Below are 23,659 nucleotides of genomic sequence, written 5' to 3'. Positions count from 1 at the left end.
ATTTAAATGCATGCATAAAAATTACTAATCCTTTTCTCGGCTGGGAAAGTGGAATATATCCGATGGGAGCTACTGAATAGCGGGGGTGACAGGAAGGTGGGGAGGCGACGGTAGTGTTAGATTACTCACTGATAATTAAGCAATATTTAAAAAAGCAAAGGGGCCTGTACGGCCCCTTTTTTATCATCGTCAGATGCGGAACATACCGACCTGATTACTCAATTCACCCGAAATATTTTTAAGTTGTTCAGAGAGATGGCGTGAGCTGTCGGCATCTACGGCCAGCTCGTCGGAGACATCTTTCACCGCCTGAATGTTGCGGCTGACCTCGTCAGTGACGGCTCGCTGCTCCTCGGCGGCACTGGAGATCTGGGTCGCCATGTCTGAGATCTGGTTGATGGAAGCGGTGATCTGCTCCAGCGCCTGGGTGGCGTTGTTGGCATCATCCACGCTGTTCTGGGCCAGCAACTGCCCTTCATGCATGGTGCTGACCGCACCCTGGGTATTGCGCTGCAGGGTTTCGATCATGCTGCGGATCTCGACGGTGGAGCTGTGAGTACGCTGTGACAGCACCCGTACCTCATCCGCCACCACCGCAAAGCCACGACCCTGTTCGCCGGCGCGAGCAGCTTCAATAGCGGCGTTCAGTGCCAGCAGGTTGGTCTGCTCGGCGATGCCCTGAATGGTGGAGAGGATGGTATTGATCTCCTGCGCGTTCTTCTCCAGCTCTTGAATGATGTTGGAAGCCTGCTCGACCTGAGTAGCCAGATCGGTGATGGAACGCTGGTTACGGGCGATTACCTGCTTGCCGTGTTCACAGCTGCTGCTGGAGGAACGCGCAGCTTCGGCTGTCTGCTCGGCGTTGCTGGCCACCTCGACGGCTGTGGCCGACATTTCGTGGACGGCCGTTGCAATCTGGGAGATCTCGTTTTGCTGGCGAGCCAGCCCCTGATTGGCCTTTTCTGCCATGTTGTGAGAGGACTTGGCCTGCTGGTTGAGCTGGCCGGAGGAGTTTGATATGTCCTGCACCATCACATGGATCCGCTCGATAAAGGTGTTGACGTGTTTGGCGACCACGCCGACCTCGTCTTCACGCTCGATCTTGATGCGGCGAGTGAGATCGCCATTGCCACGGGAGAGATCGGCTATCGCTTCACCCAGGGTTTTCAGAGGGGCCAGCGAACCGTTGATGGCGACATAGGAGAAGCCAGCCACGATCAGTATGGTGATGAGCCCCTGAATGAGGGATGAGGTAACCATGCGTCGTACCGACTGGTAGGCTGTCTCCTCATCCACCATCATGCCGTAATACCAGTTGGTATTGGGGATCGCGTTAAAGTCAAAGACCTCTTTCTTGCCGCTGATCACCAGCTCGTTGATCATGCCGTCATGGGCGATCTGGTTGATGTAAGATGCGGTCAGTTCCGGTGCCAGAGCGGTGGCGGATTTCAGGCTCATGGAGGCATCGGGGTGCGCGATGATGGTGCCATTGCTGTCCACCAGCATGGCGTAGGTGCCCTCGGTAGTGACCGCCAGAATGTCCGAGATCAGCGAACTGATGGAGACGTCCCCGGCGATAACCCCCTGGGTGTTGCCACGCTGGAACGGCTCGGCAATGGTGACAATCAGCTGGCCGGTGGAGATGTCGGCATAGGGGGCTGTGATGACCAGCTTGCCTGCGGCGGCCGCATCCTTGTACCAGGGACGTTGACGGGGGTCATAACCGGCGGGCAAGTCGGTAGGTTTGCTCTGGATCATCTTGCCGTCTGCGGTACCGGCATAGACGAGGTCAAAGCCACCGGCATTCATGGATTGGGCCAGATGGCTGATGGGCTCATCTTCTTTGGCGAATGCTTCCTTGGTGGTGCTGACCATGCTGATCCGGGAGTCGACCCAGCGGGAGATCCCCTTGACGTTGGCCATGGAGCTTTCGTCGATGATGTTCCAGACCAGTCGCTGGGTCTCGCTGCGCAGCTGCGAGGTGTTGTACCAGACCTGCAGGCCGGTGATCACCAGAATGATGATCCCGATAGCCAGAACAAGTTTGTTTTTAATGGATAAGTTCATAGTTACTTCCTTGTGAGCGTCAGTCTGAAGTGTGTTCGAGCGAATTATTGTTATGTGCCATCTTTTATCGGCCGAAGTTGGACTCTTTTTATCCCGGTCTACGACTTAAAGTTAGCGGTTAACCTCACGCTTATCCATCTGGATGCTGGTTGCTCACAGTGTTAAAAAACGGTCGGGTCGATTGGTGAATATGCCGTCGACCCCCATAGCGGCCAGCTGTTGCTGGTCGGCATGGTGATCGACCGTATAGACCAGAACCTTTAGTCCGCGCTGATGTGCATCATCGACCAGCGCAGCGTCGATGAAATCAACATCGCAATTGATGGACCAGGCTCCCAGCTTTTCGGCAAAGCGCGCAAGTTCGAGCGGCAGATTGGCCGTAAGAGCTCCAATCCGGATATCGGGTCGCAGGGTCGCAAAGCAAGCCAGCTCTGGATGGTGGAATGAGGAGACCACCCATTGGTTGGCGGTGAAGCCGAGCTCGTTCTCGGCCCGTTTGGTAAGCGCTGCGACGGCATCAGCGGTATTGGCTCCCTTAAGTTCGATATGCAGCTCACAGCTGCCGTCAATCAGGCTCATCACCTGCCACAAGGTCGGAATGATCTCCCCCTCGCCAGCATCGAGCTGTTCCAGATAGGAGCGTGATTGTTCGGTCAGCACCCCCTTGCCGTTGGTACAGCGCTCGAGCCGCCGATCGTGGAATACCCACAACTCGCCATCGGCCGCCTGCACGTCGATCTCGATGGCGGGTGCTCCCAGCTCCAGCGCTTTGGCCATCGCCTTGAGGGTGTTCTCGGGGGCCAGGCCGCTGGCCCCGCGGTGAGCAATGATCTGCATGGTTTGCTCCTTTCTCATTGGCCGGGTTAGCCCCTGCTCAAGTGAATATCGATCTGTTGGTGGGGCAGGGTGAGCCCCTGTTGCTGCATCTTCTCCAGCACCAGCGAGTGAACTTCGTGGGTGATGGGCATCCGGTGATCCATGTTGTTCACGTAGAGCCGGATCTCGTAGATCAGTGCCGAGTCGGTGAACTCGATCAGGAACACTTCGGGTGTCGGAGTATCGAGCACCAATGTCGATGCCTTGACCGACTCTTCCAGAATAGTTTGAACCAGTTTGGGATCCCGGGTCAGGCCGATGCGGATCCGCAGTCGTACCCGGGTTATGGCGTCGGAGAGCGACCAGTTGATGAACTGCTCGGTGATGAAGGCCTTGTTGGGGACGATGATCTCCTTGCGATCCCAATCCACTATGGTGGTGGCGCGCGTCTTGATCTTGGTCACTGTGCCGGTGAGGTCGCGGATGGTGACGGTATCACCCAGCCGGATCGGTTTCTCGAACAGGATGATGAGGCCGGAGACGAAGTTGGCGAAGATCTCCTGCAGACCGAAACCCAGACCGACCGAGAGAGCTGCAACCAGCCACTGGGTCTTCGACCAGTCGATGCCGAGCATCGAGAAGCCGGTGAGGGCACCGATCAGGATCACCAGATACTTGCTGGTGGTAGTGAGTGCAAAACCGGTGCCGGGGGAGAGGCTCAGGTGCTGCAGCAGGGTCAGCTCCATCAGGCTTGGCAAGTTGCGAGCGGTGACCACGGTCAGGATGAAGACGAAGGCGGTCAGCATCAGATCCTGCAAGGTGATGGCAGAGAGCTGCTCTATGCCGCCAATCTTGCTGCTGACCTGCCACACCTCGATATTGCTGAGGAAGCTGAAGGCGGAGTTGAGATCCGACCATTGCACCACCACCAGCAGGGTGAAGCCGAGCATCAGCAGAGTGCGGATCAGTCCCAGCGACTGGGTGCTGAGGGTATCGAGGTCGAGTTCGGTCTCCTCGACCACATCCGGGATCTCGGAGCTCAGCTCCTCGTGCGGTTCATCCCGTCCGCGGAGGGCCAGGATCTCCGCCCGCTTGCTCTTGGCCCGATCGAAGGCCAGTCGGCGACGCTGGATCAGCATCCAGCGTCTTGCCAGATAGTAGACAAGCAAGCAGCCAAGCCCCATCAGCAGGCTCAGCTCCAGCTGGCGCAGCAGAATGCGCGAGGTATAGAAGTAGCCAAACAGGGTGCCAATCACCGCCAATAGCGGCGCCAGCATCAGGCTGTTCCAGATGAAGTGGTGCAGCAGATGGGGCTTGGTCATATCGCTCTGGCCCCAGGTGAGCGGTAGTCTCTCCCGGTTGAGTCTGGCGAAGAAGAGCAGCAGCCAGAGGGCACCGATGATAAAGGCCAGCCGCCCGAGCGAGTCGTAGAAGGCGTGCTCCTGATAGCTGTTGGCCATCCCCTGCACGAAAAAGCTCGGGATCAGCACCAGCAGCAGGGTGCGAAACTGTCCCCACACTTTCTGCACCTGCTCTTTTGGCCAGCGGAAGTGGTGGATGAGGATCCCCTTCTCAAGGGTGAGATGACGGGCCAGCACCAGTGCCAGCAGCAGAAACCAGATCTCGCCAAGGCCACGGCCGATAGCCACGGCAAAGGGGTATTGCCAGGCGCCGCCGAGCAGCCCCCGCACCATCAGTACCATGGCGGGGAGCGGCATGGCTGCAAGCAGAGAACGTAACAGCAGGCGACTGGTAAGGCTGAACTTGTCCTGGGTTACCTTGCCGATCCGTGGCGCTATGTGGTCGCAATATTGGGTCAGATGGCGAGCAAGTTTGAACCAGCTCCAGGCCAGTACCAGCAGTCCCAGCGTAGCCAGGGTCAGACTGAGTGGCGTGTTTTCGGCGATGGCGCGGGGGACTTGCAGCCAGTTCTCCGGATTGAAAGCCAGCGAGAGGGCAGCAGGCACCCCGAGCATGACGGAGGGAGTGAGCGGCCGCACATCCGGCATCCAGAACAGGTGACTGGCGCTGAGCTCACGGATCTCGTCGATCTTGCTGTTGCGATGGCTGTAGAGCAGCTTGAGCCGGGTCTGCTCCTGAATCAGGGTGTCGGACGCGTCGTTGAGACGGGTCAACAGCTGGCGGCGAGCCTTGAGCAGATTGTCGAGCACTGCCTGCTGCGGACGGTCAAGGGAGACCTCTTCGTTGGCGAGGAGCTGGTCGCGCAGCTGACGCGGATCCTTGAGGGTATCCTGCTCGGTCTCGTACTGGTATTTGGCCATGCGGGCGCTGACGATTTCGGATTCGAGCTTGTCGAGGGGGTAGTAGGCGGGCAAATCGGCCAGCTTGCTGCGCAGGTTCTCGCCGTAAGCGTCGCTTATCTGCAACCACTCCAGCTGCTCGCGTACCGAGTTGACCAGTTCGTTGAGCTCAAACAGATTCTTGTCGACGCTGCGTTGCCTGTCCTGCACCTCTTCTATCTGCTCCTCCAGTCGGCCGAGCTGGATGGAGAGGGCCTGATTCTGTTGCTGCTGCTCCAGCAGCAGGGGCATGTCGTCCGAGAGCTGTTTGCGCAGTCGCTCGCTCTCTTCCAGTGCCTGTTCGGTCTTCTCCCGACGCAGCTGGTTTTGCTGGGCCATCAGGGCCGCTTGCCACTCGTCCTCATCGGCAATGCTCAGATTGAGCTCCTGCAATTTCAGCTTGCCGAGATCGCTGCGCTGCTGGGCCGAGAGCTGCTCCAGCTCCAGCATCTGGATCCGGTCGGAGATGCTCCGTTCCTTGATCCGGGTCAGCAGCAGTTGTGCCTCCTGCAGCCGGTCCGATTCGCTGCTGAAGTTGAGTCGCTCCAGCTGACTGCGGGTGACTTGCAGCTGTTTGCGCAGATCATCCACCCGCAGATGATAATCCTGACCGGTGCTCTCCAGCTGATTGAGGCTGTCCATGATGCCCTGACGCTCTTTACGCAGCATCATCTGGCGGTTGCTGCTAAGGCCAATGGCCTGGCGCAGGCTCTCCTCCTTGAGGCTGGAGAGGGTTGGGCGGCTCTTGGGCTGATAGTTGCGCAGGCTCTCCTTGAGGCGGGCCGACTCCTTGGGATAGTCGATCAACACCTGTTGATAGGCTTTGCCCTGCTCCCGGTAACGTTCTGCCTCCCGGGCAATTTGCAGTGCCTGCTGATAGCTCTCCCTCAGTTTCTGGTTTTCCGGCGTATCGCTCTTGGGGACGCTTTCCAGCAGCGCTTCTGCCTGGGCGATGGTGTCATCGGCCTGTGCCGTGGTCGTGAGCAGAGCGAGGGAAAGGAGCAGGAGGGCGAGCAGGCGTTGCAACATGAAGCACGTGTCCGTTCATAAGAGGTTGCCCTAGCCTAAAGCAGGGGCAGAAGAGGGTAAAGCGTTCAATATTAATGATTTGTAACACAAATAACGGGCGATCCCGGCCCGATTTGGCTATTATTCTGGCCGTTTTTCCCTCCATTGAGCGTTTTATGTCCGCAGTCGATCTGGGCACCGCCCCTCTTTCCCGCCTCTTTTGGCGCTATGTCACCCCGACCGTTGCTGCCATGCTGGTCACCGGCATCTACGTCACCATAGATGGCATCTTTGTCGGCCATATTCTGGGGCAGGATGGCTTGGCCGGACTGATGCTCGCCTATCCCATCTGCGCCGTGCTCTACGCCGTTGGTGCGCTGATCGGCATGGGCTCCTCCTCGCTCGCCTCTTTCTACCTTGGCAAGGGGGAGCAAAAACGGGCGCGCCATATCGTCGGCAATGCGCTTATGATGGTGCTGGTAGCCGCCGCCGTGCTCGCCTTCATCGGCATCAACTATGGCGATGAGATGCTGGCCTGGATGGGGGCCGAAGGAGATATTTTCACCGCTGGTCTGGCCTATCTGCAGTGGTATGCCTGGCTCGGCGTCTTTGCCGTGCTCTCCATGGCCTTTACCGCCTTGCTGCGCAACGACGGGCGGCCAGGACTGACTACCTGGATCCTGGTCGGGGGCGGCTTGCTCAATGTGCTGCTCGACTATCTGCTGATGGCGGTCATTCCATGGGGGCTGGCTGGCGCCGCGATTGCCACCATGCTCTCCCAGGCGGTTACCGGCGGCCTCTGTTTGTGGCACTTCTTTACTCCGCGCAGCAAGTTGCGCATCGGTTGGGATACCCTGCTGCCCGACTGGCGGTTGATGCTGGAGACGGTGAAACTCGGTTTCTCCAGCTTCCTGATGTACCTCTACCTCTCGGTGGTGCTGGCGCTGCATAACAAGGCGTTGCTGGCTGTCGGCACCTCTTTGCATGTCGCTGCCTACGGGGTGATCAGCTATACCGAGGCTTTCTTCTATCTCATCTTCGAGGGGATCGCCATGGGGATCCAGCCCATCGCCAGCTTCAATGCCGGCGCGGGCAACTGGCAACGGGTCCTGCGGATCCGCAATCTGGCGCTGGGGGTGACCGTCGCCATCGCCCTGTGTGGCATGGTGCCGCTCTACCTCTGGCCCGAGGGGGCTGTCTACCTCTTTGCTGGCGACAATGCTGCTCTGCTGCCGGTGGCAACGCTCGGGATCTGGCTCTACTTCTGGGGGCTGCCGATGGAGGGATTGTTGCTGGTGGGGGCCACCTATTTTCAGGCCATCAATCGCCCCCGCATTGCATCGCTGCTGACCGGCGGCAAGCTGCTGCTAATCGGTGGTTTCCTGTGGGGATTCTCGACCCTGTGGGGCGTGGCCGGGGTGTGGCTGGCACTGCCGACCTGCAGCACTCTGCTGGTGTTGCTGATGTGGCGGGCGATGCGTCAGGAGTCCGGCTCCCACACGCAGGACTAACCAGAATACCGGGCGTTTTATACAACAAAGGCAGCCATTGGCTGCCTTTGTCATTACGGGCTGTTGCTCAGGGTTTGAAGGCGCCGATAAAGATGGCGGGATCAACCCGGGTGTCGTTGAGGCTGACGTTCCAGTGCATATGGGGCCCGGTAGCACGACCGGTTGAACCGACTCGCCCGACAATGCCACCGCGTGGTAGGCTCTGGCCCAGCTTCACATCGATTTTCGACATGTGGCAGAACATGCTGATGAGTCCCTGACCGTGATCGACAAAGACGGTATTGCCGTTGAAGAAGTAGTTGCCAATCAGGATCACCTTGCCGGCGGCGGGGGATTTGATCGGGGTGCCAGCGCCGACGGCGAAGTCGAGTCCGGAGTGGGGATTGCGCTCCTCGCCATTGAAGAAGCGGCGCAGGCCAAACGGGCTCGACAGCGGGCCATCGACCGGCTTGTCGAACATCAGATTGCTCGGCTGGTTGGGACTAAAGGTTTGATAAGCACGGGTCTGCTCGGCCAGTTCACGGTTGATACGGGTCATGTCTTCGGCGAGTGGATTGACCTGACGGCTGTTCTTGAGCTTGATGTGCTGCTCGCGGTAGTGCTTCGGTGTAACGGTAAAGGCGAGCGTGCGACCATCGCTTGTGGTCAGTTGCTGGGCCCCAAGCGGGCTTTTGAGGGAGATGCCGACGATGGCGATCCACTGGCCATCTTCCTGCACGACCAGTACGGGCTTGCCCTGATAATGTGCTTGTGGCGCCGGGGATGCCTTGCCAAGGGGAACGACGGCGACGCCGCCCGGCACCGGATGGTTGAGCAGACGGCTGATAAAACCTTCGGCAAGCGCCGACTGGCTGGCCAGCAATAACAACAGACAACACACAACTCTCATGACGATACCACTCGCTGTTAAAACGCCTCTGATGGCGGAAAGTGCGCTCTATGGGCTGGCTGATTGGCCTGCGGGCGCAGGGAGACGATTTTGCCCTCTCTGTGCTGTTGCAGCCAGTGCCGGTTGGTGAAAATAGCGGACAATCGGGGTCGGCTGTGTCAGGTTTTATGTCGCGGACAACCCGCTTCACCATTGAGTCACTGGTGCCCAGCCTCTAGAATCGGCATCCGGCACTGATGCCTGCGATACACCGAGGAGACGACATGAATGGATTATCCCCTTTGCGCCAAGCACCGGCACGCCACCCGCTCAGCCGTGGCTGGGTCTGGGTTCGCAGCGGGTTCGATATCTTCAACAAGGGGATGGGTGCCAGCGTCGCCATGGTGGTGTTCTGGTTTGGCGTCGGCATGGTGCTCGACCTGCTGCCAGCCGGTGGGCTGATCTCCCAACTGCTCTACATGGTGTGGGGGGCGGGGTGGGCCGTCGTGGCAGCCAGGGGATACCGCGGTGAAGCGCTCAACTTCAACGACCTCTTTGCCGGTTTTCGCCACAAGCTGACCCCCCTGATGCTGGGTGGTCTGCTGGTATTGGCACTCTTTACCCTGATTGGGCTGGTTTGTGTCGGGCTTCTTTCCATGTGGGGTCTACTCTCGGTGCTGACCCAGGATCCCGATAGCATGGTGGTCTCTGCCCTGCAGGTGCAGCAGCTGCTGATCGTGCTGCTGGTGGGGATGCTGCTGGTTATTCCGGTGCTGATGGCGGTCACCTTTGCACCGGCCCTCATCTATTTCCACGATATCGGTATTTTGCAGGCGGCTCGCCTCAGCTTTGCCGGTTGCTGGCGCAATATGTGGCCCTTCTTCTGGTGGGGGATCCTCTGCGCCATCCTGCTGCTCTTTGGCGCTATGCTGCTACTGATAGGTCTGCTGGTGGTGATCCCGGCGCTCAACTACTCCATCTATGTGGCGTACCGCGACATCTTCGTCGACGAAGAGGGGGAGGTAACGCCTCCGGTTACTCCGTTTGGCTTCGAAGCGTGACGCAGCCTTGAACAATTGATTAAAGAAGGGGCCCTCTGCGGCCCCTTCTGCATTGCTGGATGTTTTCACTCCCGCCAAAGCGGGTCGGCCGCCATGCGAGCCAGCAGGAAATCGAGGAAGCTGCGCAGCAGCGGTGACATCTGTTTACGGGTGGCATACACCCCGTAAACGCCGAGTCGCTTGGGTTGCCACTGGGTCAGCAGCGGGATCAGCTCTCCCCGCTCCAGATAGGGTTGGGCGGAATAGCGCGGTTGCAGGCTGATCCCGGCGCCGCCCAGCGTCGCCTCCAGCAACAGGTTGGATATGTTGGCACTCAGGTTGCCGCTGACCGGCACCGACTCGGGGCCGTCCGGGCCGTTGAACTCCCACAGACTCTTGCCGAAGTAGGTGTAGGTGAGGCAGTTGTGCAGCGCCAGATCCTGCACCTTTTGCGGTGCCTGGTGGTTGGCCAGATAGGCCGGACTGGCGCAGACCACCGAGTGGCAGGTGCCAAGTCGGCGAGCCACCAGATTGGGGTCGAGATCGTTGGTGATGCGCACGGCCAGATCGATCCGCTCCTCCACCAGATTGACGGTTCTGTCCAGCAGCAGGATATCGATGGCGGTGCCCGGATATTGCGCCAGATAGTCGTTGGCTGCACCAACCAGCAAGGCTTCCGACAGGGAGTAACTGCTGGTGATCCGCAGTTGCCCCTTGGGAGCATCATCCCCCTTCACGGCGATCTGCTCCATCTCTTCTCCCAGCGCCAGCATGGCGCGGGCCCGGTTCAGCGCCTCCTCACCCGGGCCGGTCAGGCTGAGACGCCGGGTGGTGCGATGCAGCAGCCGGGCGCCCATCCAGCTTTCCAGCTCGGCCAGATAGCGCGACACCATGGCACGCGACATATCCAGTTTCTCGCCGGCGCCACTCAGGCTCCCCTGTTCGACTACGCTGACGAAGACCCGTAAAGCGGTCAGTCGATCCATGTATAGCTCTCTATATGTTCGATTTGTGCAACAGTGATGCGCTGTTAGTGCTGTATTTGCACCTTAAGTGATCTAATAAACTCTGTCCATCAAATGAACCCCCGAATGATTAATGAGGAAAACATGATGAACAACCTGATCCGCAACCTGACTCTGACCACCACCCTGTTGAGCGGCGCCGTTCTGGCGGGCCCGCTGAGCGTGACCGTCTACAACCCCGGTGAAAAGGCGATCTTCCCGGTCTCCTCCTCGCTGGTAGCGGGCGATAAAGAGGCCATCCTGATCGATGCCCAGTTCGACGTACAAAATGGTCAGGCGCTGGTCGACATGATCAAGAAGAGTGGCAAGCAGCTGACCACTGTCTATATCAGCGCCGGTGACCCCGACTTCTACTTTGGTCTGGAGCCGGTACTGGCAGCCTTCCCGAACGTGAAGGTGCTGGCCGACCAGCACGTGGTCGACCACATCAAGGAGACCAAGGATGCCAAACTGGCTTACTGGGGTCCGATCCTGGGCAAAGGGGCGCCGAAGAGCCTGACCGTGCCGCAAGTGATGACTGCCAGCCAGCTGACCCTTGATGGCGAGAAGATCGAAATCAAAGAGATGAACACACCGAATGCCTATCTCTGGGCCCCTTCCATCAAGACTGCTTTTGGTGGTGTGCCGGTTTACCACGGTGTGCATGTCTGGATGGCAGACAGCCAGACCAAAGCAGCACGCAACAACTGGGTTCAGGCTCTCGACAAGCTGCTGGCGCTGAAACCCGAGCGGGTAGTACCGGGCCACTTCCTGGGTGCTGAACCGAAAGGGAGCGAAGCGGTGACCTTTACCCGCGGTTATGTGCAGCGTTTCGAGCAAGAGTTGGCGAAGGCGAAGAACTCCGGCCAGCTGATCGATAGCTTGAAGAAGGCCTACCCCTCCCTGCCGGTTGACGATGGTCTGGCCATCGGTGCCAAGGTCAATACCGGCGAGATGAAGTGGTAATTCACTGAGCCGTATCCCTGTGTTTTTTTACCGGGCCAGAAGGCCCGGTTTTTTATCCTGAATGTGAAGAGAGATACCATGAAACAACAGAATCCCGTTCTCCATTACGTTTATGACCCCCTCTGTGGCTGGTGCTACGGTGCGGTGCCCCTGCTGCAAAGTGCTGCCACCATTACCGGGCTGAAGATTGAGCTCCATGCTGGCGGACTCTGGCTGGGTGTGCGTCGTCAGCCGATGGGCGAAGCGCTGCGCGACTATGTCCGCCCTCATGATCAGCGGATCGAAGCGCTGACCGGTCAGCCTTTTGGCGAGCGTTATTTCAACGATCTTCTGCTGCGTGAGGGTTGTCTGCTGGACTCCGAACCACCGATCCGTGCGGTACTGGCAGTCACCGCACAGGGTGGTGATGGCCTGACCATGCTGCACCGGATCCAGCAATCCCATTATCGGGACGGGATCTGGGTGGGCTCTGCCGAACATCTGGCCACGCTGGCTGCAGAGCAGGGGATCAGCGAAGACGCGTTCCAGCAAGCCTATTTGCAGGCCCCTCTGCTGCAACATTTGGCTGACAGCCAGGGGTGGATGAAGAGGGCGGGTGGTCAGGGCTACCCCACGCTTGGGCTGGAGTGCGATGGCAAGCTGAGCCCTGTCCGAGTGCCCGACTTCTTGGGCGACCCAGCCGGGTTGCGTCAGCATCTGCTGGAGCTGATGAAATAGTTATTAAAGTGTGAACAGACAATGCACCTTTAGCGCGGAGGGGGCAGGCCGATATTCCGGTATGCAGAAGAGATATGAAACACTTCGATTTTCTGCTTGCAGGCTATGCTCTATATGACCATTCCCGAAGGATGTCGCGGGAGTGAAGACCTATTTCAAGGAACCCCTCCTATGTTCAAAAACATGTCGATTGGTCAGAAGCTGAGTTTTGGATTCGCCATTCTGGCTTTGCTGGTGCTGGGTTTGGCCTGGTTCTCGATTAGCCAGTTGGCCAAGCTCTATGGTGATACCGAAACCATTACTACCAACTTGCTGCCTTCAACCCGTTATGCCAGCCAGATGCATGTAGCTATCTTGGATGCGCGTCGTTCCGAGCTGTCTCAGGTGATTGCGGGGCTCAACAAGGACGCCCAGGAGGTGAGTGAACGGACGCTCACCTTCAACAAGGCCAAGCTGGCGTTTGATACTGCAGCTCAAAAATATGGTGCAATGCCCTTTGCGACCGATGAAGAAAAACAGACCTATGAGCAACTGCTTAATGCTGGCGCCAAGTATTTCTCGGTGCATGAGGAGTTGGTCAATGCGTTTGCTGCCGGTGATCTGGATAAAGTCAGAAGTCTGCGCAAAAACGAGACCAGAGCGGCGTTGGAAGAGGCGGGGGCAAAGTCACTGCGATTGCGAGAAATCAACAATGAAATTGCGGAGCAGATGACCAAAGGGGTGGCCGATCTTTACGACAGTGCCAGAACCATGAGCATTGTTGTCAGCCTGATCACCCTTGGCTTTGTCGTTGTGATTGCCTGGTTGCTGACCGGCCAGATCCGCAATCCGGTTATGGTTCTCCTTGAGCAGACTCGCAGAGTCTCTGGCGGGGATCTCACCTCGCGCATCGATATGCAGCAGTTCAACAACGACGAATTGGGTACGCTGGCCAAGGGGTTTGGCGAGATGCAGACCAATTTGCGTACTCTGGTCAGCGAAGTATCAGGTTCAGTAGTGCAGCTGAGTTCTGCTGCCGAGGAGATTAGCTCGGTCGCCAGCCAGTCTGCCAACAATATGCATTCCCAGCAGCATGAGCTCAATCAGCTGGCAACGGCGATGAACGAGATGCAAGCCACAGTACAGGAGGTATCGCGCAACACCAGCGATGCCGCCAGTGCGGCCACTTCTGCCAGTGAAACTGCTGAACTGGGTGCCAAGACGGTCAATGATTCCATCCAGCGAATCGAGCGGGTGGCGAGTGCTATCGAGAGCACGGCAGTGGTGATCCGCCAGTTGGGTGATGACAGTCGCAACATCGGCATGGTGCTGGAAGTGATCCGCGGCATTGCCGAGCAGACCAACCTGCTGGCGCTCAACGCGGCTATCGAGGCTGCCCGTGCCGGTGAACAGGGGCGAGGGTTTGCGGTGGTGGCGGACGAGGTGAGAACCTTGGCCAAACGTACTCAGGACTCCACTTCCCAAATCAACAACATCATCGCCGAACTGCAACAACGTGCCGAGCAGGCTGGCAGCACCATGCAGCAGAGCCAGGATCTGATGAATACCACTGTGGCCACGGCGCGGGAAGCTGGCGAGTCTATCTCCCAGATCAGTGGTTCGGTCAGCAGTATCTCTCACATGAATATCCAGATCGCGACAGCGACCGAAGAGCAGGGGGCGGTGAGCGAAGAGCTCAACCGCAACGTGGTCAATATCAGCCACGCCTCCGAGGAGGTTGCTTCCGGTGCAACCCAGATGGCGCAGGCGTGCAATGAACTGAACCATCTGGCGACTCAGCTGCAGGAGATGGTGCGCCGTTTCCGGGTTTGATTGTTACAAAAGCAAGGCCGACAACCGCAAGGTTGTCGGCCTTTTTTATTAACGCAGCAATATGGCGTAAGCCCTGGGATGGCGATGGCTTGTTCCTGGTGCGGATATTGGGCATTCTGTTGACCCATTTGCCGGGCAGGACTCTTGCTGTATGAACCTTCGTGATCTCGAATATCTGGTGGCACTGGATGAGGAAAAGCACTTTCGCAAGGCGGCCGAGCGCTGCTTTGTCAGCCAGCCAACCCTGAGCGGCCAGTTGCGCAAGCTGGAAGATGAACTCGGGGTGATCCTGATTGAGCGCACCTCACGCAAGGTTCTGTTTACTCCTGCGGGGGATGCCATGGCCCAGCAGGCGAGACGTGTGCTCAAGGAAGTGCGTGAGCTCAAGAGTATCGGTCAGCACTTTTCCGAGCCCATGTCGGGGGAGATCCATATCGGATTTATCCCGACGGTGGGACCTTACCTGTTGCCCCGTATTATCCAAGCCCTGCGCGAGAGTTTCCCCCAGCTGGAATTCTATCTCTATGAAGAGCAGACCCAGAGCTTGCTCAAGCGGCTGGAGGAGGGAGAGCTGGATTGCGTCATTCTGGCCGAGATGGCTGGCATGGAGGGCTTTGGCTCTATCCCGCTTTATCACGAGCCGATGTGGCTGGCAGTGCCTTGCCAGCACCCGGAGGCAAGAGCCAAAGAGGTTCCCCTCGGACATCTCAAGGGTAAAAAGTTGCTGATGCTGGAGGATGGCCACTGCCTGCGGGATCAAGCCATGGGCTTCTGCTTTGCCGGAGGCATCGGTGAGGATCAGCGTTTCAAGGGAACCAGTCTGGAGACGCTGCGCAACATGGTGGCTGCTGGTAGTGGCATGACCCTCATCCCCCGTCTGGCTGTGCCTGCCGATCGTGATGAAGGGGGCGTCAGTTATCGACCTGTTATCGATCCGGTTCCCGGTCGCACGATCTCTTTGCTCTACCGTCACTACTCGGTACGTCGTCCATGTTTCAATGAACTGGCAACCAAAATTGCGGGCTTGATGAAGGTCGCTCTGGCGCAATAAAAAACCGGCAGTGCAGGCTGCCGGTTTGGTTTAAATCAATGGGCTGATTTAGAAGATATCGTCGGTGGAGACGGGGCCTTCTACATTCGGGTTATCGCCGTCATAAACCTGATTGCCATCAGAGGTCGGTGTCGCATAGCGGGTCGGTTCGGTTCCTTCCTTGAAGTATTCATCCGTACCGCCACCCGTGGCCAGCAAGCCGGTCTCACTGTCGATTTTGACGCTCATGATCCCTTCTGGCACCGGCATCTTGTGCTCGGGGATATTCTTGAGCGCTACCTTCATGAAGTCGATCCAGATAGGCTGGGCAGCACCACCGCCAAACTCGGCACGGCCCAGGCCGCGCTGATGGTTGTCAAAGCCGATCCATGAGGTTGCCACCAGATCTGGCGTGTACCCAGAGTACCAGGCATCACGTGATTCATTGGTGGTACCGGTTTTACCGGAAATATCGTGACGTTTCAGGTCACGCGCTGCCCGCCAACCGGTACCGCGCCAACCGTTGCCACCCCAGATTGCGGTGCTCAGGGTGTCGGTAATGAGGAAAGAGCTCTGGGCACTGATAGTGTGCGGAGCCATCACCGGAGCAGTAGGCGCAGACGCTCCTTCAGTTGTTAGTGCGGTTTGTACCGTTTGCTGGGGATCGCTTTGCTGCTCGCACGTGGCGCAGGCGATCGCCGGATTGGCCTGATAGAGGGTATTTTCCTGGCTGTCAGTTACCTTGTCGATAAAGTAAGGGGTGACCAGGAAACCGCCATTGGCCAGCACCGAGTAGCCGCGCACCACTTCAAGCGGGGTAAATTCGGCTGCGCCCAGTGCCAGTGCTTCATGGGGAGAAATGACATCACGGGGAAAACCGAAGCGGGTCAAACCGTCGACATACTCATCCATGCCGATGGCGCGCATCAGGCGTACTGCCATGACGTTCTTGGATTTTGCCAGTCCAAGGCGCAGTGATGTCGGACCATCGTAAACGGCCGGTGAGTTCTTGGGTTGCCACATCGGCCCCTTGGAGGGATCCCACTGGTTGATCGGGGCGTCGTTGATAAGTGACGCCAGGGTATAACCATGCTCCAGCGCGGTGGCATAGAGGAAAGGCTTGATGTTGGAACCAATCTGGCGACGCGCTTGATCAACCCGGTTGAACTTGGAGAGTTCGAAGCTGAAGCCACCGACCAGCGCTTCCAGCGCACCATTTTTCGGGTTCATGGCAACCAGTGCCGCGTTGACGTCCGGGATTTGAGCCAGCAACAGCTCCTCGCCCTGCTCGCGAATCCAGATCCGGGCGCCCACTTTCAACACATCCCGTGCAGATTTGGGGGCATAGCCCTGGCGGTCATCGGTAATAAAGGCACGAGCCCACTTGATGCCGTTCCAGCCAAGGGTGGCTTCTTCGCCATTTTTCAGAACCAGGGTGGCATTACGGTCATCCAGTTTGGTGACGACGGCAGCCATCAGCGGATCATAGGTAGGCTGTTTGGCCAGATGGGCGACGATCTGCTCGTAGTCCCAGCTCGGCTCGCCAGCTTTCCACAATTGTTCGCTCGGTCCGCGGTAGCCGTGGCGCATGTCATAGGCAAAGACACCGTCCAGCAGGGCCTGTCTGGCCGCGCGCTGACGTTCGGCAGAGACGGTGGTGTAGACATGCAGGCCCATGGTGTAGGCATCTTCACCAAACTGCTCGACCATTTTCTGGCGCACCATCTCACCCAGATAGGGGGCATGCAGGGTCACTTCGGCGCCGTGATAACGAGCCTTGATCGGCATCTTGGAGGCTTCGTCAAACTGGGCCTGAGTGATCTTGCCTGTCTCCAGCATCCGACCCAGCACCACATTGCGGCGTGCAAAGGCACGCTCCGGCGAACGGATTGGGTTGAGCATGGAGGGGGCCTTTGGCAGACCGGCGATGATGGCGATCTCGTCGAGTCCCAAATCTTTTACTTCTTTACCGAAGTAGACCTGGGCGGCTGCGCCGACACCAAATGCACGGTAACCAAGGGGAATCTTGTTGAGATAGAGCTCGAGGATCTCATCTTTGGAGAGGTTTTGCTCAATCCGCCAGGCAAGGAAGACCTCCTTGATCTTGCGGATCAGGGTTTTCTCGTTGCTCAGGAAGAAGTTACGGGCAACCTGCTGGGTGATGGTACTGGCCCCCTGACGGGCCTGGCCGGAGACCGCCCAGACAGTTGCTGCGCGCAGGATGCCGATGGGATCGATCCCCGGGTGCTCATAGAAGCGGGCATCTTCCGTTGCCAGTACGGCATCGATCATCGGCTTTGGAATTTCATCCAGACGCAACGGAATGCGACGGATCTCGCCATATTGGGCGATCAACTCGCCATCACGACTATAGACCCGCATCGGAGTTGCCAGTTTGACATCACGCAGCGCAGTAACGTCAGGCAGTTGAGGCTTGATGTAGAAGTAGATACCGATGAGGCTGGCAACACCCAGCACAGCACCCAGCATCATGACAATAAACAGGCGAACGAGCCATTTCAGCATGGAAGAACTACCAATCGTCTTAAAATTAGCCAACGGGCGCAGAGTATAGCCCTTTTGCTATCTGGAATTCGAGGTTTTCCTGTGGCGAGCCACCCACCTCGAAGGATGCGAGAGGTTAGCACTCCGGGGCGCAATAACCAAGGAGACGCCTTCCGATTAAGAAAGCGAGGCAAGTCACTTTTCGGTATAAACTTTATGACATTGATAGATAGAGCATTTAGGATAGCCAAAGACCTCTTCGGGTGGGCTGTCCTACACTCAACCCAGAAACCAAACCCAATAACGCATGGATGTGTATATGTTTGGGCTATTCAACAAGGGATCCCTCCTCCCGTTGGTGGGCGTTGATTTTGGCAGTCAGACCATCAAGGCGGTCACCCTCAGTGGACGTCCCGGCAAGCTGCATATCGATTCCGTCGCAGATATCGTTACCCCGAAGGGGACGCTGGTGGATTACCAGTTGCAGGATATCGAGCGAGTCAGCCAGTCCCTCAAAAGTCTTAAACGCCTGCTACCCGGTAACAGCGACTATGCCGCCACGGCTGTGACTGGTTCCAACGTTATTACCAAAGTTATTCAACTTGATGCCGCTCTCAGCGACAAGGAGCTGGAGAATCAGGTTCAGCTCGAGGCCGAGCAAATCATTCCCTTTCCGCTTGATGAGGTCAGCCTCGATTTTGAGGTGCTGGGTAATACTCTCAATAATGAAGAGCGTCTTGATGTGCTGCTCAGTGCAGCACGAACCGAAAGCGTGAATGGCAGGGTTAGCGCGCTTGCCGAGTCAGGTTTTATGGTCAAAGTGGTTGATATAGGGTCACATGCACTGGGACGCGCCGTGGTGACTTGTCTGCCCGAACTGCTGGAAAGCGAACGGCCTGTGGGGGTAATTGATATCGGTGCCAGCTCAATGACATTTGCGGCACTGGTTAAGGGAGAGGTTATCTACTCCCGGCTGCAAAACTTCGGTGGCGATCAATATAGCCAGGCACTCTCCTCCTTTTATGGCATGACGCAGGAAGAAGCAGAGCAGGCCAAGACCAAAGGCACGCTACCGGTGGATCATGAATTGGATGTGTTGATGCCCCATATCAACTCACTGCTTCAGCAGGTTCGTCGCAATATTCAACTCTTTTGCAGCTCTTCCGGCTATCGGGAAGTATCCAAGCTGGTGTTGAGCGGTGGAGGGAGCCTGTTGCCAGGTCTGGTGGTGCAGCTGAAAGAGGAAGTCAACTGCGAGGTATTGCACCCGGATCTCTTTGCCTTGTTTGGCAAACCCAAAAGTGAAGTCGAACAGTCACATGGTGCGAAATATATGACTGCGTTCGGGCTGGCCCTGAGGAGTTTCACTCCATGTCAAATATAAACCTCCTGCCCTGGCGCGAGGTACGAGCACAGCGCCAGAAGAAACAGTTTGGTGTCTTATTGGGAGCCTTTGTGCTGGCGACGGTTGCACTTGGTTTTTCTGTCGACTGGTTGGTTGAGCATCAGGTGGGCTCACAGCAGCAGCGAAATCAGCGTCTTGTTCAGGAGATGGCTATTTTGGATGCACATCTGGGAGAGATCCGGTTGCTCAAGGAGCGGCGCAAAGAGCTTATCGACAGGATGCAGCTTATCGAGCAGTTGCAGATGCGCCGCAACTTGCCGGTTCGCCTCTTCAACCAACTGCCATCTTTGGTGCCTAACGGGGTTTATCTCAATACTCTCGCCTTGCAGAACAATACGATAGATGTAAGTGGCAAGACGGAGGCATATGGTCGGGTAGCCAGCATGATGCGCAGGATTGATGCTTCCGGTTGGCTGGGACAGTCCAAGATCAGCACTATTTTTACTGCCGACGTTGAGCCTGTTTCCCTCAGCCAGTTTTCCATGATGTTCCTTATCGCCAACAATGCGGCAGCTGCCGATGATGCGAACAAGGAGAAAAAATGAACCTGCAGCAACTCAATGAGTTGGATTTCAACAACATAGCAAGCTGGCCCAAGGCTGCAAAAGTGATCTTTATTCTGTTTTGCTGTGTGTTGACTGGTGGGCTCCTCTACTACTACGTGATAGCAAATTCACTGGCTGTGCTGACACAAGAAACGGAGAAGGAGACTGAACTGAAGTCTCAGTTTGAGAGCAAAGCGATGCTTGCTGCGAACTTGGGGGTATACAAGGCTCAGATGGTTGAGCTGGAACATCTGGTTGATACCCAGCTAAAGCAACTGCCCAATACCCATGAAGTAGCGGGGTTACTGGATGACATCAGTTTTATTGCCACTGATAACGGCTTGAAGCTGAATCGAATTAATTGGGAACCTGAAGTGAAACACGAATTTTCGACTGAGCTTCCCATGCGTATCGAGGTGGTAGGAACCTATCATGAACTTGGCAAGTTCACGGCTGACATGGCTGCGTTACCTCGTATCGTCATCCTCGACTCCTTTACGCTCGATCAGAACAAGGATTCGGGAGACCTGATCTCGATGTCGATGTTGGCCAAGACCTACAAATATAACGGCAAAACAGTGGGGTCTAAATAATGAAGCGTATCTGCTGGTTGTTACCTGCTCTCCTGCTGGCGGGGTGTGGTGGCCAGGAGGACATCGATTCCTATATTGCCGACGTCAAAGCAAGGCCGCCGATCCCCATTGAACCATTGCCGGAGCTTAAGCCGTTTTCTCCCATGCACTACCAACAACAGGAGTTGCGTAGTCCCTTCATGATGCCTCAGCCTGAGGCGAGCAGTGGGGCTGAGAATAGTGCCAAGCTAAAGCCTGATTGTGCACAAGCAGTAAGCAATCGGGAAAAAGAGGTATTGGAGAATTACTCGTTGGCCAGCCTGTCGATGCAAGGTTCATTGGCCAAGGCCGGACAATTGTGGGCGTTGATCCGAACTCCCGATGGTCAGTCTATGCGGGTCGGGCTAAACCAGTATATGGGGCTTGATCAGGGGCGGGTCATCAAAATTACCGATACTGCAGTGGATTTGCTGGAAACCATACCGGATGGGAAGGGGTGCTGGGTAACAAGAGAAACCCAGTTGGCCATGGCCAATACGCAGGCAAAACAATAATCAGGGATGAGCAGCAATGAGAAGAACAATGGAACATGTAACCAAGGTGGCCCTGCTGTTTTGTGCCAGTGCCTTCACTCAGGCCTGGGCGGTTGCAACCCTGCAAGAGATCAAGGTCAATCCTCTGCTTGCTGACCAACTGCAGCTTGAATTGAGTTTTAGTGAACCAGTCAGCAGTTTTACCGATCGTCTCTCCTACCAACCCAATCAACTGCTGTTACATATTCCCGGTGCAGTCGGTGCCCTCAAGGTCAATCCGTTACCGATCCAGAGACAGGGGGTTGATAACATCAAGGTGGAAGGTAAAGGCGCCGGACTTGATATCAAGATCGCTCTTGATCAGCTGGCCCCATACCAAGTGCAGCAGCAGGGTAGCAAATTGCTGGTGTCGTTGGGGGAGGGGGCATCAACGGCGTCTTTTAGTGCAGAGAGTGCTCTGTTAACTCCGGCTGCGGTACCTGTTTCTACTTCAGCAGCTCCTGTCACCACATCGGCATTGATCAATTCCAACGTTGTAGCCAGTTCGCAGCCTATTCAACCGCAGGCGATGCCTGTTGCCTCAACGTCCTCAGCCAAACCCGTTCTCAATAATTATCAGAACAGTGGCGGTGGAGCCTATTTCAATACGGTAACTGGCGTTGATTTTCGTCGTGGCAAGGATGGTCAGGGCGAGTTTCTGGTGACACTGGACAACAGCTCCGCGGCGGTGGATGTGAGCAGTCGCGGCCAGACGGTGATGGCCAAATTCCACGGTACCAGCGTGCCTGACGGCTTGCTCAACCTTATCAATGTGCAGGATTTCGCGACCCCGGTTTCTCAGGTCGAAGTGTCCCGTCAGGGCAGTGATACCCTGTTCGAGCTTTCGGTGAATGGACAGTTTGATTATCGCTATGATCAGGCAGACAAAATGTTCATTATCGAGGTGAAAAAGCGCACGGCTGCGGCTGGTTCCAAGCAGTATCAAGGAAAGCCCATTTCATTGAACTTTCAGGATATTCCTGTAAGGACCGTGCTGCAGCTCATCGCTGACTTCAATAACCTCAACCTGGTCACTACCGATTCTGTATCTGGTAACATCACGCTGCGTCTTGATGGCGTACCTTGGGAGCAGGCACTCGATATCATCCTGAAGGTGCGTGGGCTGGATAAGCGGCTGGACAACAATATTCTGCTGGTTGCTCCTGCTGACGAGATTGCTACTCGCGAGAAGCAGCAGTTGGAGAGTCGCAATCAGGTCGCCGATTTGGCCCCGCTCTACACCGAATATCTGCAGATTAACTATGCCAAAGCATCTGAAGTCGCGGCATTGCTCTCCTCCCAAAGTACCAAGCTGCTCTCGTCCCGCGGTGCAGTCAGTGTGGACGAGCGTACCAATGTGCTGGTCGTGAAGGATACGGCTGAGGTGATCAGCAATATCAAGCGAATGCTGGATATTCTCGATATACCGGTCAAGCAGGTCGTTATTGAAGCTCGCATGGTAACCATTGATGATGGCTTTGACGAGGCTCTAGGTGTGCGTTGGGGCGTGACCAAGAATGATGGCCATGGCAACAGCACCTCTGGATCCATCGAAGGTAACGATACCTCGGGTAACAACAACGGCACATCGACGATTACCAGACCCACAACTGATGATCGCATGAACGTCAATCTACCTGTGACCAATGCGGCAGGCACACTGGCCTTCCAGGTGGCTCGTCTGGCCGATGGCACGCTTCTGGATCTTGAACTCTCTGCACTGGAGAAGGAGAGCAAGGCCGAAATCATCGCAAGCCCTCGGGTGACAACCGCCAACCAGAAACCGGCGCTGATTGAGCAGGGTACCGAGATCCCCTATGTAGAGTCATCTTCCAGTGGTGCTACTTCGGTTACCTTCAAAAAGGCGGTACTGAGTCTGAAAGTTACGCCGCAGATCACTCCCGACAACCGGGTGATCCTCGATCTGACCGTGACGCAGGATACCAAGGGTGAGACAGTGCCGACCGGCACAGGTGATGCCGTATCCATCAACGCCCAGTCCATCACCACTCAGGTGCTGGTGAACAATGGTGAGACCCTTGTACTCGGCGGTATTTATCAACAGACCATCAAGAGCGATGTGACCAAGGTGCCGCTGCTTGGGGATATTCCCGGATTGGGTGCCCTGTTTCGCAAGACAACCAGCGAGAACAAAAAGCGTGAGCTGCTGATTTTCGTGACCCCCAAGATAGTCACCGACGCTTTTTGAATGCTTTACATGTGAGGGTAAAACACATATAACCTTACGCCCCGACAAGGCTGGGGCGTAAGGGCTGCGGTTGCCAGTCCCGATTTCTATTGAGATAATCCCCCACCTGATCCATCGCAAGATAAGGTTCACAGGTACCCCGATCCAGTATTTATCGGGGTCGTACAGTTTGTAATTACTAACGAAAAGACATGGCTGAGAAACGCAATATTTTCCTGATAGGTCCCATGGGTGCGGGCAAGAGCACCATAGGTAGACATCTGGCAGAACAACTGCACATGGAGTTTTTCGACTCAGATCATGAGATTGAGCGCCGCAGTGGTGCTGATATCAGCTGGGTGTTCGATGTTGAAGGCGAAGAGGGTTTTCGGATCCGCGAAGAGAAGGTGATCGGCGAGCTGTCCGAACAGCAGGGTATCGTGCTGGCGACCGGTGGCGGTGCCATCAAGAGTCGCGAAACTCGCAATAAACTTTCTGCTCGTGGCATCGTGGTCTACCTCGAAACCACCATTGAAAAGCAGCTGGCGCGTACACAACGCGACAAGCGTCGCCCTCTGCTGCAGACCGAAGAGCCAGCTCGTGAAGTGCTTGAGCGTCTGGCACAAGAGCGTAATGCCCTGTATGAAGAGGTTGCCGATTTTGTGGTGCATACCGATGAGCAGAGTGCAAAAGTGGTTGCCAATCAAATCGTCAAGCTGATCGGTATGTAAAC

General features: G+C 56.6%; 18 protein-coding genes. 12 read left to right on the top strand and 6 right to left on the bottom strand.

The annotated features are described in order from the left end of the window. Nucleotides 1–189: 189 nt before the first annotated feature. From AACS24_RS11915 to mscM, 3 genes are all read right to left on the bottom strand, one after another. Nucleotides 190–2,067 carry a methyl-accepting chemotaxis protein gene (locus tag AACS24_RS11915; RefSeq protein WP_108570804.1) on the bottom strand — a complete coding sequence of 626 codons (1,878 nt, stop codon included), beginning with the start codon at nucleotides 2,065–2,067 and terminating at the stop codon, nucleotides 190–192. Nucleotides 2,068–2,220: 153 nt separating this feature from the next. Further along, a complete protein-coding gene (locus AACS24_RS11910) occupies nucleotides 2,221–2,904 on the bottom strand; it encodes a glycerophosphodiester phosphodiesterase (RefSeq protein WP_108570803.1) in 684 nt (227 codons plus the stop codon). Between the two features lie 26 nt (nucleotides 2,905–2,930). Beyond that, the gene (gene mscM / locus AACS24_RS11905) at nucleotides 2,931–6,212 is read right to left on the bottom strand and encodes a miniconductance mechanosensitive channel MscM (protein WP_108570802.1); all 3,282 of its coding nucleotides are present in this window, start codon (nucleotides 6,210–6,212) and stop codon (nucleotides 2,931–2,933) included. 155 nt (nucleotides 6,213–6,367) lie between these two features. Between mscM and AACS24_RS11900 the strand changes: the two genes are divergently transcribed. Further along, entirely contained in the window at nucleotides 6,368–7,702 is a 1,335-nt protein-coding gene (locus AACS24_RS11900) for an MATE family efflux transporter (RefSeq protein WP_181364160.1), read from the top strand. Nucleotides 7,703–7,769: 67 nt separating this feature from the next. Here the strand turns inward: AACS24_RS11900 and AACS24_RS11895 are convergent, their stop codons facing one another. Next, nucleotides 7,770–8,591: a peptidoglycan DD-metalloendopeptidase family protein gene (locus AACS24_RS11895; protein ID WP_108570800.1), complete on the bottom strand. Its 822-nt coding sequence runs from the start codon at nucleotides 8,589–8,591 to the stop codon at nucleotides 7,770–7,772. Nucleotides 8,592–8,854: 263 nt separating this feature from the next. Here AACS24_RS11895 and AACS24_RS11890 point away from each other — a divergent pair, with 263 nt between their 5' ends. Beyond that, on the top strand, nucleotides 8,855–9,631 hold the full coding sequence (locus AACS24_RS11890) for a BPSS1780 family membrane protein (RefSeq protein ID WP_108570799.1): 777 nt from the start codon (nucleotides 8,855–8,857) through the stop codon (nucleotides 9,629–9,631). 65 nt (nucleotides 9,632–9,696) lie between these two features. Here AACS24_RS11890 and AACS24_RS11885 read toward each other — a convergent pair whose 3' ends face one another. Next, nucleotides 9,697–10,596: a LysR family transcriptional regulator gene (locus AACS24_RS11885; protein ID WP_108570798.1), complete on the bottom strand. Its 900-nt coding sequence runs from the start codon at nucleotides 10,594–10,596 to the stop codon at nucleotides 9,697–9,699. Nucleotides 10,597–10,719: 123 nt separating this feature from the next. Here AACS24_RS11885 and AACS24_RS11880 point away from each other — a divergent pair, with 123 nt between their 5' ends. The 4 genes from AACS24_RS11880 to oxyR all read left to right on the top strand — a co-directional run bounded on the left by AACS24_RS11880 (nucleotide 10,720) and on the right by oxyR (nucleotide 15,160). Continuing rightward, entirely contained in the window at nucleotides 10,720–11,580 is an 861-nt protein-coding gene (locus AACS24_RS11880; RefSeq protein ID WP_108570806.1) for a Vmh family MBL fold metallo-hydrolase, read from the top strand. A gap of 78 nt (nucleotides 11,581–11,658) precedes the next feature. Then, on the top strand, nucleotides 11,659–12,297 hold the full coding sequence (locus AACS24_RS11875) for a DsbA family protein (RefSeq protein ID WP_108570797.1): 639 nt from the start codon (nucleotides 11,659–11,661) through the stop codon (nucleotides 12,295–12,297). Nucleotides 12,298–12,468: 171 nt separating this feature from the next. Then, nucleotides 12,469–14,109, top strand: a complete 1,641-nt coding sequence (locus AACS24_RS11870; RefSeq protein ID WP_108570796.1) for a methyl-accepting chemotaxis protein — start codon at nucleotides 12,469–12,471, stop codon at nucleotides 14,107–14,109. A gap of 151 nt (nucleotides 14,110–14,260) precedes the next feature. Further along, a complete protein-coding gene (gene oxyR, locus AACS24_RS11865) occupies nucleotides 14,261–15,160 on the top strand; it encodes a DNA-binding transcriptional regulator OxyR (RefSeq protein ID WP_108570795.1) in 900 nt (299 codons plus the stop codon). A gap of 48 nt (nucleotides 15,161–15,208) precedes the next feature. Here oxyR and AACS24_RS11860 read toward each other — a convergent pair whose 3' ends face one another. Beyond that, nucleotides 15,209–17,665 carry a penicillin-binding protein 1A gene (locus AACS24_RS11860; protein WP_108570794.1) on the bottom strand — a complete coding sequence of 819 codons (2,457 nt, stop codon included), beginning with the start codon at nucleotides 17,663–17,665 and terminating at the stop codon, nucleotides 15,209–15,211. Nucleotides 17,666–17,963: 298 nt separating this feature from the next. Here AACS24_RS11860 and tapM point away from each other — a divergent pair, with 298 nt between their 5' ends. The 6 genes from tapM (at nucleotide 17,964) to aroK (ending at nucleotide 23,657) form a co-directional block, all read left to right on the top strand. After that, entirely contained in the window at nucleotides 17,964–19,028 is a 1,065-nt protein-coding gene (tapM, locus tag AACS24_RS11855) for a PilM family type IVa pilus assembly protein TapM (RefSeq protein WP_308810130.1), read from the top strand. Continuing rightward, nucleotides 19,016–19,594 (top strand): PilN family type IV pilus biogenesis protein TapN, encoded by a 579-nt coding sequence (gene tapN, locus AACS24_RS11850; RefSeq protein WP_108570792.1) that lies wholly within the window; start codon nucleotides 19,016–19,018, stop codon nucleotides 19,592–19,594. The genes tapM and tapN overlap by 13 nt, the downstream gene beginning before the upstream one ends. Next, a complete protein-coding gene (tapO, locus tag AACS24_RS11845; RefSeq protein WP_033112649.1) occupies nucleotides 19,591–20,187 on the top strand; it encodes a PilO family type IV pilus biogenesis protein TapO in 597 nt (198 codons plus the stop codon). The genes tapN and tapO overlap by 4 nt, the downstream gene beginning before the upstream one ends. Then, a complete protein-coding gene (locus AACS24_RS11840; protein ID WP_108570791.1) occupies nucleotides 20,187–20,720 on the top strand; it encodes a pilus assembly protein PilP in 534 nt (177 codons plus the stop codon). The genes tapO and AACS24_RS11840 overlap by 1 nt, the downstream gene beginning before the upstream one ends. A gap of 16 nt (nucleotides 20,721–20,736) precedes the next feature. Next, nucleotides 20,737–22,947: a type IV pilus secretin PilQ gene (locus tag AACS24_RS11835; protein ID WP_108570790.1), complete on the top strand. Its 2,211-nt coding sequence runs from the start codon at nucleotides 20,737–20,739 to the stop codon at nucleotides 22,945–22,947. Between the two features lie 191 nt (nucleotides 22,948–23,138). Then, the gene (gene aroK / locus AACS24_RS11830) at nucleotides 23,139–23,657 is read left to right on the top strand and encodes a shikimate kinase AroK (RefSeq protein ID WP_033113859.1); all 519 of its coding nucleotides are present in this window, start codon (nucleotides 23,139–23,141) and stop codon (nucleotides 23,655–23,657) included. The last annotated feature ends 2 nt before the right edge of the window (nucleotides 23,658–23,659 follow it).

The sequence above is a fragment of the Aeromonas sp. HMWF016 genome, from assembly GCF_963878195.1.
GTDB classification, from domain to species: domain Bacteria; phylum Pseudomonadota; class Gammaproteobacteria; order Enterobacterales; family Aeromonadaceae; genus Aeromonas; species Aeromonas lacus.
This window is presented reverse-complemented; position numbering and strand designations above follow the sequence as displayed.

Excerpts from the sequence above, each read along its gene's own strand:
- AACS24_RS11915 (WP_108570804.1), bottom strand. The coding sequence starts at position 2,067 with ATGAACTTATCCATTAAAAACAAACTTGTTCTGGCTATCGGGATCATC.
- AACS24_RS11910 (WP_108570803.1), bottom strand. The coding sequence starts at position 2,904 with ATGCAGATCATTGCTCACCGCGGGGCCAGCGGCCTGGCCCCCGAGAAC.
- mscM (WP_108570802.1), bottom strand. The coding sequence starts at position 6,212 with ATGTTGCAACGCCTGCTCGCCCTCCTGCTCCTTTCCCTCGCTCTGCTC.
- AACS24_RS11900 (WP_181364160.1), top strand. The coding sequence starts at position 6,368 with ATGTCCGCAGTCGATCTGGGCACCGCCCCTCTTTCCCGCCTCTTTTGG.
- AACS24_RS11895 (WP_108570800.1), bottom strand. The coding sequence starts at position 8,591 with ATGAGAGTTGTGTGTTGTCTGTTGTTATTGCTGGCCAGCCAGTCGGCG.
- AACS24_RS11890 (WP_108570799.1), top strand. The coding sequence starts at position 8,855 with ATGAATGGATTATCCCCTTTGCGCCAAGCACCGGCACGCCACCCGCTC.
- AACS24_RS11885 (WP_108570798.1), bottom strand. The coding sequence starts at position 10,596 with ATGGATCGACTGACCGCTTTACGGGTCTTCGTCAGCGTAGTCGAACAG.
- AACS24_RS11880 (WP_108570806.1), top strand. The coding sequence starts at position 10,720 with ATGATGAACAACCTGATCCGCAACCTGACTCTGACCACCACCCTGTTG.
- AACS24_RS11875 (WP_108570797.1), top strand. The coding sequence starts at position 11,659 with ATGAAACAACAGAATCCCGTTCTCCATTACGTTTATGACCCCCTCTGT.
- AACS24_RS11870 (WP_108570796.1), top strand. The coding sequence starts at position 12,469 with ATGTTCAAAAACATGTCGATTGGTCAGAAGCTGAGTTTTGGATTCGCC.
- oxyR (WP_108570795.1), top strand. The coding sequence starts at position 14,261 with ATGAACCTTCGTGATCTCGAATATCTGGTGGCACTGGATGAGGAAAAG.
- AACS24_RS11860 (WP_108570794.1), bottom strand. The coding sequence starts at position 17,665 with ATGCTGAAATGGCTCGTTCGCCTGTTTATTGTCATGATGCTGGGTGCT.
- tapM (WP_308810130.1), top strand. The coding sequence starts at position 17,964 with ATGTTTGGGCTATTCAACAAGGGATCCCTCCTCCCGTTGGTGGGCGTT.
- tapN (WP_108570792.1), top strand. The coding sequence starts at position 19,016 with ATGTCAAATATAAACCTCCTGCCCTGGCGCGAGGTACGAGCACAGCGC.
- tapO (WP_033112649.1), top strand. The coding sequence starts at position 19,591 with ATGAACCTGCAGCAACTCAATGAGTTGGATTTCAACAACATAGCAAGC.
- AACS24_RS11840 (WP_108570791.1), top strand. The coding sequence starts at position 20,187 with ATGAAGCGTATCTGCTGGTTGTTACCTGCTCTCCTGCTGGCGGGGTGT.
- AACS24_RS11835 (WP_108570790.1), top strand. The coding sequence starts at position 20,737 with ATGAGAAGAACAATGGAACATGTAACCAAGGTGGCCCTGCTGTTTTGT.
- aroK (WP_033113859.1), top strand. The coding sequence starts at position 23,139 with ATGGCTGAGAAACGCAATATTTTCCTGATAGGTCCCATGGGTGCGGGC.